This is a genomic window from Rhizobium sp. BE258 (assembly GCF_031457345.1).
GTDB lineage: Bacteria > Pseudomonadota > Alphaproteobacteria > Rhizobiales > Rhizobiaceae > Rhizobium.
The window spans coordinates 433,042-445,804 of sequence record NZ_JAVDWL010000004.1 but is presented as its reverse complement, the minus strand read 5'-3'; the positions used below and the strand labels follow the sequence as shown (position 1 = coordinate 445,804).

The window sequence follows — 12,763 nt, the reverse complement described above, 5'->3', positions numbered from 1 at the left end:
GTTAAAGAAAGGGTTTTCTATGGCGGCGCGTTTCAAAGGAACGGCTGATGCTGATTTGTCCGCAGGCGAATGCTATCCATAACCTGCTATAACGTGGAGGAATACCGTGGATCGAACGCTGCTCGCCTTCCTTGTCGTGGCCGAGGAAGGAAATCTGACGTCAGCTGCCGTCAAGGTCGGCCTGACCCAGCCTGCCCTTACAAAAATGATCCGCAGGCTGGAGCGCGATTATGAGGCTCCACTCTTTGACCGCACATCGCGCGGCATGAACCTAACGCGGGCCGGAGCAAAGCTTCGCGACCGGGCCAAGCGCATCGAGATCCAATATCGCCAGTCACGCGAGGAGATCAAATCGCTTGTTTCGGGCTCGTTGCCGCATTTCTCGATTGGTGCTGGCGCGGCCTATCACATGGAGATTGCTCCCGATATCGCCCGCATCCTGTCCGACGAGTTTCCCGAGACAAAGGTCCGCCTGGATTTCAATGTGGCGGACCTCACCCTTCCGCGGCTGGTGGCAGGCGACGTCGATCTGATGCTCGGCGCGATCCATGACCGCCCGCCCGAAGGTATCGAAACTGCCGAGATCATCAGGGTCGATATCGTGCCCTATTGCCGAAAGAGCGATCGTCTTGCCAGGCTTGACCTCGTACGGCCCGAAGACGTTGCCAACAGGCGCTGGGTCATATACCGCCGCGACGATGCGATCGTAGCCAGAATGGCAGGCTTTTTCAGCGACAGCTGCTTGCCGCCGCCCGACATTGCCATGGAAGTCGAGGCGCTTGCTGCAAGCTTCAGGATCGTTGCGAACTCCGATAAGCTCACGCTCGCCCCCCTTTCGCTCGCCAACGTGGCCGAGCAGTTCGGGCTCGTCCCCCTCCATTTTGCCGCTCCGATCTGGAGTTTCGGCTCGGGAGCGTGGTACCGGACATCGTCGCGCGAATACCCGATCATGCGGCGAGCCCTTGATCTGCTGCCTCAGCTGGCCAGCGAGACACTTGCCATTCCCGGAAGTTATAGCCGTGGGGTTTCGAAGTCATTTCCAATGGAAGGGTGACTTCACTAGGTTCGCGCAAAATGCAGATCGCGGAGCACACTATGCGCAAGCCCAACGTCATCGTCTTCTTCACCGACCAGCAGCGCCATGACACCACGGGCGTCCACGGTAATCCGATGGGCCTGACGCCGAACTTCGACCGTCTCGCGGCCAAGGGAACGCATCTCTTCAATTCTTTTACCAGCCAGCCACTTTGCGGTCCGGCACGATCATCGATGCAGACAGGCTTATTTGCCACCGAGACCGGGGTGTTTCGCAACGGCATCCCGCTTGCCGATGACGCAGAGACAATCGCCAAGGTCTTCGCGAAAAATGGCTACCAGACGGGGTATATCGGCAAGTGGCATCTCGGCGGTACAGACCCGGTTCCCAAGAGCGAGCGGGGCGGTTATCAAAGCTGGCTTGCCGCCAACCTTCTCGAGTTTACCTCGGACGCCTATGACACCGTCGTCTACGATGTCGATGACCAGAAAAAGAAACTTCCAGGATACCGCGTCGACGCGCTGACGGATGCTGCGATACGTTACTGCGACGATCATCAAAGAGAGCCGTTCTTCCTCTTTGTGTCTTTTCTGGAGCCCCACCACCAGAACCATACCGATGCCTATCCCGCCCCCGACGGCTATCGCGAGATGATGGACGCCAAGACGTGGACACCGCCGGATCTCGCAACGCTCAAGGGAACAAGCACTTGGCACCTGGGTGGCTATTACGGGATGGTCAAACGCCTTGACGAAGCCTTTGGCCGTTTGGTGGATGCGCTCAAAAGCCTCGACATTCTGGACAACACGATCGTCATGTTCACATCAGATCACGCCTGCCACTTCAAGACGCGAAATGCCGAGTACAAGCGCTCCTGCCATGAAAGTGCCGTGCGCGTACCGACGATGGTGATCGGCCCCGGTTTCGAGGCCGGTGGACAGGTCCGTGCGCTCTTCTCAACTGTCGACGTTGCCCCAACGCTGATCGATGCCGCCGGCCTCGAAATCCCCGCAGCAATGACAGGAAAATCCATCCTGCCCGTCATCCGGGATCATCGTGCTGACTGGCGCGACGATGTCTTTTTCCAGATCTCCGAGACGGAAACGGGACGCGCGCTCAGAACACACCGCTGGAAATATGGCGTGACGTCAGATTACGATAAGGATGAGGCGCGCTCGGACTCCTACCGGGAAGCCTACCTGTACGATCTCGACAATGACCCCTATGAGATGGTCAACCTGGTGGGATTGACGTCGTTTCGCGAAACCTCAGATGATCTCAAGGTACGGCTTTTGCGCTGGATTGGCGAGGTCGAAGACGGTCATCAACCGGAAATTCGGGATGCAAAGCCGCGCTTTCCCCGCCAATACCGCCTGAACGCTAGCGACCTGATTGACGCAGTGGACAGGGAGCGGGATATCGATCCGATCGAATAGCAGTCGCCAGAACAGGCCCAACATGCCGTGGACGGCAACGACCGGGTGTTGCAGCCCAAAAGAGCGCGGATGCGCAAGCGACTGTTGAGCGTGTCGAGGCGGCAAATCGTGCCGCTGCTGATATGCGAGGGCGCTCTCTTAATGAGCGGGTGCAGCGCCTCCGGCGTCGAGGCAGAGGTCCAGCGAATGGTCAAGGCCCTCGTTGACGAGAAGGGCGGCTTCGTCGCTGCGGGAAAAGAAATGCGCGTCTCTCATTCCGTGGCGCAACAGGTTGCGACTGGGAAGACGCGGGCGGGCGACAAGGTCCTCCGCCACTTTGAACTCGAACTGCGCACTGTGGCGGTCCCCGTGAAGGGTGGCGGCCATGAGTAAATGGGATGCCATCACGGTCGCGCTTCTGGTCGGAACGCTCTTCGGCGCCGTCAGCATGAAGGTGATCGATATCCAAAGCGAAATAGCTGCTGCCTCCCGATAACGGTAGTTGTTTTCGCAATCGACTCGCTACAAGGTCCGGTAGAACGCGCTGGGGGACCTTGTGGCGAGAATTTATCTGAGCTTCGACAAAGTCGATAAAATTGTAGCGGATGAGTTGGCCAAATCGCTCGCAGAGTACGGCCACGTTGTCGCCTATGACAATGTATGGCCTCGCCCAACCGCGCAGATGGCAAGCGATTTCAAAGGTTCGCTGGGCCAAGCCGATGTTTACATTCCGCTCTTTTCATCGAACACACCTCAAGGCTCGCCCCTGATCTCGGAGCTTGGGTATGTAATGGGGCGGTATGGCAAAGGGGACATCCTCATACTGCCGATCCTGATCGGGACAAGCGATGCCGCCCTTGCGCCGGATCTGCGGGGACTTCGATTTATCCGAGCCGATCGCGTAGATATGGCAGTCCAACACGCACTGACCGGAATTGAGTTCTTTGAGAGGGAGCGACGTCAGAAGACCGAACGGCTCGAAGAAGTTAAACAGGACGTTTCGGATTTCGTAACCGATGCGATTGCCCAGCAGCAAACCTATGAAAGCTACCATCGCAATTGGGCAATCTTCTGGTATTTTGCCGGCGTGCTCTTCCTCTTAGCCGTTCTAGGTCTTACGGCGTTTTCAATTCACACGATCCTCACCGCTGGCGATAAGGTCGCACAACAAAGTTACATTCTTCCGATCTCGCTTCTCATCCTGAACATCGTGATGGTCGGGGTTTTTGCAGCGCTCGCCAAATACGCATATTCGCTCGGTAAGTCGTACATGAGCGAGTCCCTTAAGTCCTCCGACCGCATCCACGCCATTCAATTCGGCAAGTTCTTCCTCAAGGCGTACGGCGAAAAGCTCACGCCACCGGAGGTCAAAGATGCGTTCCAGCACTGGAATATCGATCGAAACTCGACGTTCTCCACGCTCGATCCAGCGCACATCGACCCACAAATCTACTCCTTGATTACCCAGCTTGTCAGCGCGATACGCTCCGGCAAGGACGGAAAATAGATCAGCCACTCTTTGGGGTTCGGGCGCGGCGCGGTTTCTTCGCGGGAGCCGCTGCTGCAGAAACTTCGGGTTCGGGCATCTTCTCGCGTAGGAAACGCTGGCCGCTCTTGTGCAGCCGCCAGCCAAGCCGCGTGTATCCATACCGGCCAAGCTCTCCGACAAGAGATAGTACAATCAAGGTAATGAGAGAACCCGCCGCAAGAGTGGCAGTCGCTGGCATCAGCATAGCCTCCCGCTTCAAGTCCATGGAAACGAGGATGTCAGTCATTTGTGAACCAACGACGCCGAAGATTAAGGCGAAAACCAGGAGCGCTCCGCGGCTTGCAACACGACGTAGGGTGAGCGTGTTGCTTACAAGCCCCCATCTTTTAAAGCGGCCGAGGTAGGGCTCACCGGGACCTGATCTGCTCGCGGAGAATGCGAAATGGAACGGGAAGATTGGGCTCCGGTCATATATTCCATCGTCAGAAAGGCTTGTGCATCAGCGCGTGTCATCTCTTGAAGGACCACGCGCATCTCATCCGCGTAGGGATCGTTCCGCAAGATGTCGGCTAGAAGCGCCTGCCAGAGGGCGGAGAGCTCCGGCTCGGCCTCCGGGTCAATCGTTTGCGCTTCTGAAGTCCATTCGAGCAGTGACGTGAATTGCCGTTCGGTGGGTGCCACATCAGGCGGCGATAGCTTTGCGACAGCTTTCACCTTAGTCATGTGTTGGCTGACGTTCTTAGCACGACGCTCGTTCAAGCCTTCGACCCACTGCTGAGTCCGCTTGCCCCAGTAGTCGCCGAGTGCTTTTGCGCTCGGTTGCAGCAGCGCCTTGAAGACGCCAGCCTTCTCCAAGGTCTTTCCAGCGGATAGTGCAGCGCCCTCCAGCATATCGTCGTCCATATCCTTCTTCGGCTTCGTCGGTGCCATGGCAAACTCCAGCTCAACCTATGACTGCCTGAATCCCGGTGGACTGGGAAGGGGGGCGGCTGGTTCTCCAGCGGATATTTGCTATGGTCGGTTGAATCAGGCTGGGGACTAAACATGCGGAAATATCTTGCGACGGTTGCACTGCTTGCTTCGGTTTCAAACGCTTATGCGGGATTTTGGGATGGCAACTTCGTCCACAGCCAATGCAAGCAGAACAACATGACGTTCGTGCATGGGTACATCGCCGGGTGGATCGACAAGTGGGAGACTGATAAGGGCGCAGTCGAAGCCACGTTCGAGCGCAAGGGCGAGACCCCAGCCGATCTGGTGGCGCCGAAAGCGATCCTCGGCGTGTTCATCTCGCGCGACTTCTGCCTGCCCGACAACGCTAGCGCAGGCCAGATCGCGGATGTCTTCTGTAAGTACCTGCAGGAGAACCCGGCCAGACGGGCGGAATCCTCGGAAAGCCTTTTGGCTCGCGCTCTCGAAGATGCTTGGCCCTGCCGCTCCAAGTAGACCGAGCTTGCCAGTTAAGCCGAAGGATTAAATCGTGAACGACGAGCTAGCAGTTATCTCCGCAAGGATCGGAAGGGCGACGCTGAAAGTACTGGCCGGTTCGATGGGGCTGAGCCTTGGTATAGACATCGTTGAAGCACTAAGTCGGGAGAAAGGAGATGTCGACAAAAGGCTTGCCAAGATCGAGGCGGCTCGCGAAAACCTCCTTGAGGCCCTGTCCGCGATCGATGATATCAAGATTGCCGCGCAGGAGCATAAGAAGGAACTGGCTGAAATCCAGACCTCTGTCAAGGAGATCGGCAAGGAGCGTGACAAGCTGACCGCGGACAAGAATCTTTTGGTTCAGATGACGGCCGCCGAGAAGGACCGGCTCCGGGAGATGCTGGGCGTCCCGACCCGCCTTCAGTCGGTGCTGATTTGGGTGGGGACCTTCATCTTTGGCTGCTTGACGACGTGGATTGTTACCTACGCCTACGACTTCAAGATCAAGGAGCTTCTGCGGGCATTGATCGGCGGGTAACGCGTGCCAGCGGAATCTAGCTGCGGCAGGATTCTGGGGTGACTAAGAGCAGCGGCAATGCGTCCTGATGGAATGCCTAACGGTACGCCGTTCCCCAAAGGCCAATCCGGCAATTTTGCTGGTAAGAAGGCCGGAACCCGCAACATCAAGTCCATCCTTCGCGATCTTCTCAACATCGCCGACATTGTTGTCGATAATGAGGGTGTGGAGCACGAGGTTAAGCACGTCGAGTTCTCCAAGATGGCGCAACCTGATCCGTAAGAACCAGAACATCTATGCCGTAAGTGTACCGCAGAGACCGCAGGCTCACGTCATGCTGGAATGCTTGCTTAAGCATAGCAACTCTTCGCGGCTTCGAGCCGTCTCACGCACGTATAGGGCTAGACGGGTCAGGTTTGCGATCTCAAACGGTAAGGCCGATATAGTCATTTCGTTGCTTTCTAATCAATCGAGCGCGCTGCTCATTCCAGAGCTTCACGGCCTCAACGTCCGCCGCCTCCGGCTCCTTGTTCAGCCGCTTGTCAGCCTCGACACGGGCAAAGGCGTTGAAGCCCTCGCGGTTGATCCGCTCCCGCTCCGCCAGCGCCTCCGCCAAGACGACCGCGGCAACCGGCTTGGTATTGCGCCAGACGCCATCTTCCAGCCACTTGCTCAGGCTGAGCATATATGGTCTCTGGTAGCCATTGATATCGCTTATGTTTTTGAAACGTAAGGGCAAAGAATGGTGGGCGATGAGAGACTCGAAGTCTGGTGACAGGCAACGCGAGAGCGTCAACGCTCCGTCGGCTCCCGTGCCCTCAATCACATATTCCATCTTCTCGATCAGCTGACCGCGTGACAGGCTGGCCGGCCACTTGCCTTGTGACCGTTTCGCATTTTAATGGCTACAACAGTAAACCCATATGAAAACAATCGCAGATGATGATGAGCGACGCGGAGTTGACGATGGAGAAATCGCAGAGGGAAGACACAGGTCCCATTCTCGCGACCGAGCTTGAGATCAGGCGGGCCGAAGCCATCATCGAGATGCTCGTACGCACCATCGATATTCTGCCGTCCGAACCCGGCGACCCTGTCCGGCCATTCGCAATTGGTCTTTTCGACGAGATCAGAGGCTTGCTCAAGCCCGACAGGACCGTATCGAAGCTTCGGCGCGTGACGTCTGGCTATGTTCACTCGAAGCGATACTATCTTGCCTGCGCTCGGCCGGACGCAGAGCGTTTCGATCTGGCAGGTGTTGCCGTCGGCAAAGTGAGTGAGGCAGACCGTGAAAGTGCACTGCAGAGCCTTGTTGCTTTGCAGTCAGCCCATGCAAAGCCTGCCGCGCCAACGCAAGACGACAGAGCCTCTAGAATTCGCGGGGGTCTCCTGCCACGAAAGCGGGAGTAGCCGATATCGCGCACCAACGCGTAATCCGCCCGCCGATTTCCAACGACAACGCCCTTTCGGCGGCCATCACTTGGACAGAGGTTTGGGATGCCGGCAAGGCTCTGAGTCTGCCGGAGAACATCATTAAAGCCTTGGCTTCGGCTTCTCAACGCCTGATAGCGGAGGTGCAGACATCGTCTTCCACATCTCCGCACTTCAGGTTTGAGGCATCCAGTCGCTTCGGGAAGGCCAGAAGGTATCTTTCGACACCGAACCGGATAAAAAAGGCAACTATCAATATCGAGCTGGAGACCGCATAAACCTGGGAGCCGGCAGTCTTGTCTGGCGGTCATAGTGCCGCCACAGAGTTCGGTGCAATCATCTGGTAAACATCAGGTGGTTGCGAATGAGACTGCTGGCCTTCCTATTCTCGTTTTTCGTGCTAACAGCGGCTCAGGCTGAGGCGCAGGTCTATGCGCCATACAATGGCTATGATGAATACGGCGGCTATAGCTACGACGATCCATACAGTCCCTATCCACCGCCTCCCTATTACGAGGACCAACCCCAGTATCAGGAGCCCGAGTATCGGGAGCCGCACTATCGTGTACCAGATAGGGAGCGCCGCCAGCCTTTCCTGCGTGCCGCGAGGGGAACCATTACCATCTCAACACGCCAGCACACGCTTTCCTACACGACCTCGCAGGGACAGCAGTTCGTCTATCCGGTCGCTGTGGGCCGAGAGGGCAAACAATGGTTCGGAACGACGAGGGTCGTTTCCAAGCGCCAACACCCCGAGTGGCGTCCGACCGCCAGCATGCGTGCGAAGAACCCCAGGCTCCCCGCGGTGGTGAAGGCCGGGCCACAAAACCCGCTGGGCACACGCGCCATCTACCTTGCCGACGGTCTACTCCGAATTCATGGCACCAACGACCCCTCGTCTATCGGTACCAATGCCTCAAGTGGATGTTTCCGGATGCACCGGCGGGATGTCGAGGAGCTTTACGAGATGGTGCAACCTGGGACGCTGGTCATCGTGGGGAGATGATCCGTGCCGCTTAAAGGCCAGGTGGCCTAAGCCAGATTGCGAAATTGTGCTTGATCTCGTTAAAGGTCATGTGTCTCGGAATGCTAAAGGTCCCATTCCATATTCGGCTGACATCGATCGCCTTTCTCGTCACCTTCGTTTTTGCGTCAATGTGGATACTCGACACGCTCCTCATCAACGATGTTCCGGAGCCACAGATCATCGAGGATATCGACTAGCTGACCGAAGCATTTGACCAAGGTTTCAGCGTCGCCGAAAGCGATGCTTTTCCTCGCACGTTGATCGATTCCGTTGTGCCGTTCCGAACGATCCCACCGCGACAGCAATGACAAGAAGGCACGAGATTACGACGGATGCACCTATGGCTCGTCGTGTCGCGTAAGCAGCTCGCAAAGCGGCACAGGGCCACCGCCATTCCATGTAGTCAAAAGCAGTGGAAAGGGCCGCTGTGAGGCTCTCCCAGTCATGTCTGCCGGAGCTTAACAAATATGCGGGGACTGCCGTTATCAACGAGTGCCAGCGGTAAACGCGTTGTCAGTGCCGTCGCTCATCAGCCAGACAGCGCCAGAAATTATTCCGCCCCACATTATCAGCGATATCGAAATCGCCAGCAGAAGATATCTCAACCGTCTCGTCATGCGATTCAAGCTACCTTCGCGGGCGATTCGCATCTTCATGCAACCACGTCCATCGTCAATATACAGTTAAGGACGTGGCGAGTTGGATCGATTTGAGTCAAACGCAACTCGCGATTTGCAGCGCCAGATCCTCCCAGAAATGGACGCCTCCTGATAGCTTCACAAAAACGCAATCCCCCGCTATCTCTCCCGCCGTGGCACGTATTAAATTAACGCAAAAACAACGTCTTGCACTGGTCGCCGAATACCTGGCGGGGGCCAGGATCGACTTTCTCGCGGCCAAGTATGGCGTCCACCGTAGCTATCCTCGGCAGCTCTTCAAACGGCAGCAAAAGAACGGTCCCGCTCAGCTCTCAAAGGCAGCATGAGCGGCAAATAACTTCACTGCCAGATAACGCATTGAGTACCGGAGTAAACCTCGAGGAGAGCTGGCTTTGCGAGTTCACACATCGTTCATCATTTGCGGCCACGATAGCATCGTCACGGAATGAGATCCCGCGACACTGTTACGGGGCCTGCCTGATTTTTGCGTAGCGGGCCCCATTCCTCCTAAAATCACCGGAACGCCTTGTCATCCCGCACTTTGCTGCTCATGTTGGCGGCTGGGAAGCGAGTATGTGCAAGAGCCCTGCCTGCGACAAATGGGCCCTATGAAATAGCAGAAACAGTATATACTTATGTTTCGCCTCTTGGCGCGGAAAGTCTGCATCACCCCTCCCGGCCAGGCTTTCCGCAATTGGCACCCGCCCCTACCTTGGACATTTGCTGCATTGCCGGGTGGCGATGGCGAGCACGACGAGGCCAATTTTCTCTGCCGTGGACCGGTCCGGTCGGACAGCATCCTGTCACCGCTTGTCCCCAGTTGAACATGAAAACGCTACCGCTTTTGACTGCATTGCCTCCGGCAGAGCTCGGCTTGAGAATAAAGTTCGGCGCTCCGCAAAGTGAGGCGAATAGCGCTGCAACGTCAAAGGCTCCCTACGCCGCAGGCCAGCCTTCTCTAGCTGGGGGAAATGTTCCATGCCGGATCTTGGTGGAGAAACCATCGTGGATCGTCTCGACGAGGAGTAGCGATCATGCCAGCCGTGACACCGCCTGTGGGTCGGGGTGACCTTACACCGGAAGGTTCATGCCGAACGGTAGCTGGTATGCTGGTCGATGCGTTGACCCAAGTACCGGCCCCGTCACAGCGAAACCGGATGTCCTGTTGACTTGGGCATATGGTCATCTCCTTTCCAATTCACACCCGCAACATCGACAGTCTTCAATATGAGCTGGACAGCAATGTTCTCTGGGCCGTTTATCGCAGCGGAGAGATACGCTCGATCGGCCGCATCCGTCACTCGGCAGTCATGGACATCATATGCAGGCTCCCGCTGCTGACATCGATGTTCATCCGCCATTGCGATCGTTAAAAGGCGACGGCTTAACCTTACCTGATAAGCTTACTCAGCGGTTCGCATTGAACCAAAACCCAAGACCTGCTTTTCATCGTGGCGCGGCTTCTGGGGTTGCCGCCAATTCTTCCCACCCGGCCACTCACTGTACCGCACACGCGCCGGGTGGGAGACTTGCCTTCGATGGGGGCCACTATGGACATGAAGGTCACACTGATCGGTATTGGGTGCTTTGTCGCCGGCCTCTGGGGATCAATTGCCATCGCCGTGATCCATCTCAATTGATAGCACGGCGTGAAGCGAATCCGTGAGACTGGCCTCGGCGAACGCCGGCTATCGGCTTGCGGCGCTGGCTGCGGACGTAAGCCGATGCCTGGCACATCGCATCCTGGAAGCGAAGCAGTTTTTCCTTCAGTTGCCATAAGTGCACTCAGAAGCTCGTCGCCAATGAAGCTCAATCCTTCACCTGCCGATGCTTTCGGTGTTCCGGGAGGCTGCGAAGCAAGATTGCTCGCATGCCGATGCGCCGCTCCCTTGTTTCCGACCGCGTAACGGCGGATGAGTTCTCGCTGCGTCATCCGAGCCAAACAATCAGCGCTACACCCGCAAGTGCAATACCGGCAATGAAACCCACAGCCCCTGCAATAGCCATTGCCACAACTGATGACTTTTCCACAGTGGGCCCTCGATGGCCGTCATTCCCGGCTGAGAAGGTCGGGTCAACTGAGGGCACAGTGGGCTCGGAAGGGCTTTGCGCCACGCCGGTCCGTTGACTCTTCAGTGCCACGACAACCCTGACCGGTGGACTATTTTCCCTCAGGACCTCAAACGCGACCTGATCTGCCGTCGCGTTCGCAGCTGCCTGTTCTGCGGCGTGATGCTCGTCATCAGCTTCGACGACCATGCGGCGGGTTACCACGAAATATGCCAAGATTACTCCGCTTCCATTTTACATTGCCCGTCGGGTGGACGCGCAGGCTCGCGTTGCCCGCCGTGGCCCGCGCCGCACGAATCCAACGGAGCCTGCACTGCCCGCTCGATGCTATCAAGCACGGCAATAACTATCAGCGGCTTCTCTAATTTGAAATCTAGGCATGCGCTTGGACCGTGCGATTCGACAATCGTCGTCCACAGCCTTGATACCGTTACGAATGCTGAAGCTCCTTGCGCCATGTTCAACCCGTCTCAGTGAGGCTTTGCTTTCCGGTGCGGGGTATTTTGGGGTCATGAGAGCATGTCCTCGATACCCGCCGAACAACCCGCAGCATCTTACCTCCTGTCGAGTGGCCGCGCGCCTGTGTGATTTGCGCCCTTTTTCGTTGACCGGTGGACCCTGCGGCCGGCGACACGATGCACCAGTACTATTGAGCTTGCTCCGATTGACCAGTAGGCAACAGTATCCCATCGAAGTGCGCATGCTGGCTTTCGCCTCGACGGCGCCAATCTGGAAATGGCCATTACTGAAAATAGCATCGAATACACTATTAACCAGAAACAGTTACTTTACATTCGAGATCTATTTGAAATCATTACTCCGATAGTGTTTGTTGCGCTCCCAAGGAATAGGGAGAGTAAATTGGTGGAAATGATACCGGAAAGCGTCGTGCAACGTCTTGAACGCGAGTGGCGAATGATCGATCGAGAAAGGCCCCCGCTACCGGAGCGCCAACCGCAAGAAAATATCAAACTGCCGCGGCTCAAGGTTGGACGCGTCGATGCCTAACGCCGGCCCCGGTCGCTGTTGAACTCCCCTCAGCCACTACGAGTGGCTCGGAAACTTCCGTCATTGTTTGCCAAGGCTTCGCGCCGAATACCGCCCGGCGCGCCGCTGCCGGGGGGGTGCAATCATCCGGCCGGATGAAGAGCCCGTAGTCGGCAGGCTTGCGTTCATGACGGGTTTTACCGGTTGCTTGAATTCAGCGTGTCGATAGCAAGGCTATTTCTTCCGCTTTGCGACCAATTGTGCATGCACTTGTTGCCGAGCCGGCACACCGGTGCCGGGAGTTTGCCACCGCATCGGACTGTGACCTACAGGCTTCCGCCCTCACTCCACGCCATCGAGTGCCCGGGAAGCCCTTTCAAGGGCCTGTCTGACAGCATGCAGGTCCAGCCCGAGCTTCAGCGACGGGCGCCCGGCAAGCTCCAGGATAGCTTGCAACACACAATCTGAGTGACGGGCAAGCAGGATCAGTTCGCACCCACTGGGACATCTTTCTCCTGCCAGCCAGTACCGGGCGGCGCGATTGCTGACGCCTGTCCAGCGCATGATTGTCTTGGCTGCCGACGTTCCCTCCCCAAGCTGCTCATGCAAAGCCTGCGACAGACAGCGGCGGCATTCCTCATGTCCCATTGCCGATGGCCAGCGAACAGTTGTGCCTTTCTTCGGAACCATTGTTCTTCCTCCTT

The 12,763-nt window shown here is 57.0% G+C and carries 14 protein-coding genes and 1 pseudogene; 11 read left to right on the top strand and 4 right to left on the bottom strand.

Going from position 1 to position 12,763, the window contains the following annotated elements:
* Positions 1–106: 106 nt before the first annotated feature.
* From J2X43_RS16695 to J2X43_RS16680, 4 genes are all read left to right on the top strand, one after another.
* Entirely contained in the window at positions 107–1,054 is a 948-nt protein-coding gene (locus J2X43_RS16695; RefSeq protein ID WP_310295463.1) for a LysR family transcriptional regulator, read from the top strand.
* A 41-nt stretch (positions 1,055–1,095) separates the two neighbouring features.
* Complete coding sequence (locus tag J2X43_RS16690) at positions 1,096–2,472, top strand: sulfatase-like hydrolase/transferase (protein ID WP_310295461.1); 1,377 nt, start codon at positions 1,096–1,098, stop codon at positions 2,470–2,472.
* 141 nt (positions 2,473–2,613) lie between these two features.
* Positions 2,614–2,844, top strand: coding sequence for a hypothetical protein (locus J2X43_RS16685; protein WP_310295459.1), 231 nt, complete (start codon positions 2,614–2,616; stop codon positions 2,842–2,844).
* A gap of 163 nt (positions 2,845–3,007) precedes the next feature.
* Entirely contained in the window at positions 3,008–3,958 is a 951-nt protein-coding gene (locus J2X43_RS16680; protein WP_310295457.1) for a hypothetical protein, read from the top strand.
* Between the two features lie 351 nt (positions 3,959–4,309).
* On the opposite strand, the gene J2X43_RS16675 is transcribed toward J2X43_RS16680, so the two are convergent.
* On the bottom strand, positions 4,310–4,870 hold the full coding sequence (locus tag J2X43_RS16675) for a hypothetical protein (RefSeq protein WP_310295455.1): 561 nt from the start codon (positions 4,868–4,870) through the stop codon (positions 4,310–4,312).
* A gap of 114 nt (positions 4,871–4,984) precedes the next feature.
* On the opposite strand from J2X43_RS16675, the gene J2X43_RS16670 reads away from it, so the two are divergent.
* Genes J2X43_RS16670 through J2X43_RS16660 form a run of 3 tightly spaced genes read left to right on the top strand, consistent with a single transcriptional unit; the run spans position 4,985 to position 6,167 of the window.
* Positions 4,985–5,386: a Rap1a/Tai family immunity protein gene (locus J2X43_RS16670; protein WP_310295453.1), complete on the top strand. Its 402-nt coding sequence runs from the start codon at positions 4,985–4,987 to the stop codon at positions 5,384–5,386.
* A 34-nt stretch (positions 5,387–5,420) separates the two neighbouring features.
* Complete coding sequence (locus tag J2X43_RS16665; protein WP_310295451.1) at positions 5,421–5,906, top strand: hypothetical protein; 486 nt, start codon at positions 5,421–5,423, stop codon at positions 5,904–5,906.
* Positions 5,907–5,963: 57 nt separating this feature from the next.
* Positions 5,964–6,167: a hypothetical protein gene (locus J2X43_RS16660; RefSeq protein WP_310295450.1), complete on the top strand. Its 204-nt coding sequence runs from the start codon at positions 5,964–5,966 to the stop codon at positions 6,165–6,167.
* Positions 6,168–6,309: 142 nt separating this feature from the next.
* Here the strand turns inward: J2X43_RS16660 and J2X43_RS16655 are convergent, their stop codons facing one another.
* A complete protein-coding gene (locus J2X43_RS16655) occupies positions 6,310–6,720 on the bottom strand; it encodes a hypothetical protein (protein ID WP_310295448.1) in 411 nt (136 codons plus the stop codon).
* A gap of 110 nt (positions 6,721–6,830) precedes the next feature.
* On the opposite strand from J2X43_RS16655, the gene J2X43_RS16650 reads away from it, so the two are divergent.
* From J2X43_RS16650 to J2X43_RS16635, 4 genes and pseudogenes are all read left to right on the top strand, one after another.
* Positions 6,831–7,295 (top strand): ProQ/FINO family protein, encoded by a 465-nt coding sequence (locus J2X43_RS16650; protein WP_310295446.1) that lies wholly within the window; start codon positions 6,831–6,833, stop codon positions 7,293–7,295.
* 133 nt (positions 7,296–7,428) lie between these two features.
* Positions 7,429–7,629 (top strand): annotated as a pseudogene (locus tag J2X43_RS16645) (cold-shock protein); the annotation flags it as partial.
* A gap of 51 nt (positions 7,630–7,680) precedes the next feature.
* Complete coding sequence (locus tag J2X43_RS16640; RefSeq protein WP_310295444.1) at positions 7,681–8,322, top strand: L,D-transpeptidase; 642 nt, start codon at positions 7,681–7,683, stop codon at positions 8,320–8,322.
* A gap of 80 nt (positions 8,323–8,402) precedes the next feature.
* Positions 8,403–8,540: a hypothetical protein gene (locus tag J2X43_RS16635; protein ID WP_310295442.1), complete on the top strand. Its 138-nt coding sequence runs from the start codon at positions 8,403–8,405 to the stop codon at positions 8,538–8,540.
* 2,391 nt (positions 8,541–10,931) lie between these two features.
* Here J2X43_RS16635 and J2X43_RS16630 read toward each other — a convergent pair.
* Entirely contained in the window at positions 10,932–11,288 is a 357-nt protein-coding gene (locus J2X43_RS16630) for a hypothetical protein (RefSeq protein ID WP_310295440.1), read from the bottom strand.
* Between the two features lie 1,113 nt (positions 11,289–12,401).
* Positions 12,402–12,749, bottom strand: a complete 348-nt coding sequence (locus tag J2X43_RS16625) for a hypothetical protein (RefSeq protein ID WP_310295438.1) — start codon at positions 12,747–12,749, stop codon at positions 12,402–12,404.
* Between the last annotated feature and the right edge of the window lie 14 nt (positions 12,750–12,763).

Excerpts from the sequence above, each read along its gene's own strand:
- J2X43_RS16690 (WP_310295461.1), top strand. The coding sequence starts at position 1,096 with ATGCGCAAGCCCAACGTCATCGTCTTCTTCACCGACCAGCAGCGCCAT.
- J2X43_RS16685 (WP_310295459.1), top strand. The coding sequence starts at position 2,614 with ATGAGCGGGTGCAGCGCCTCCGGCGTCGAGGCAGAGGTCCAGCGAATG.
- J2X43_RS16675 (WP_310295455.1), bottom strand. The coding sequence starts at position 4,870 with ATGGCACCGACGAAGCCGAAGAAGGATATGGACGACGATATGCTGGAG.
- J2X43_RS16670 (WP_310295453.1), top strand. The coding sequence starts at position 4,985 with ATGCGGAAATATCTTGCGACGGTTGCACTGCTTGCTTCGGTTTCAAAC.
- J2X43_RS16660 (WP_310295450.1), top strand. The coding sequence starts at position 5,964 with ATGCGTCCTGATGGAATGCCTAACGGTACGCCGTTCCCCAAAGGCCAA.
- J2X43_RS16655 (WP_310295448.1), bottom strand. The coding sequence starts at position 6,720 with ATGGAATATGTGATTGAGGGCACGGGAGCCGACGGAGCGTTGACGCTC.
- J2X43_RS16650 (WP_310295446.1), top strand. The coding sequence starts at position 6,831 with ATGAGCGACGCGGAGTTGACGATGGAGAAATCGCAGAGGGAAGACACA.
- J2X43_RS16640 (WP_310295444.1), top strand. The coding sequence starts at position 7,681 with ATGAGACTGCTGGCCTTCCTATTCTCGTTTTTCGTGCTAACAGCGGCT.
- J2X43_RS16635 (WP_310295442.1), top strand. The coding sequence starts at position 8,403 with ATGCTAAAGGTCCCATTCCATATTCGGCTGACATCGATCGCCTTTCTC.
- J2X43_RS16625 (WP_310295438.1), bottom strand. The coding sequence starts at position 12,749 with ATGGTTCCGAAGAAAGGCACAACTGTTCGCTGGCCATCGGCAATGGGA.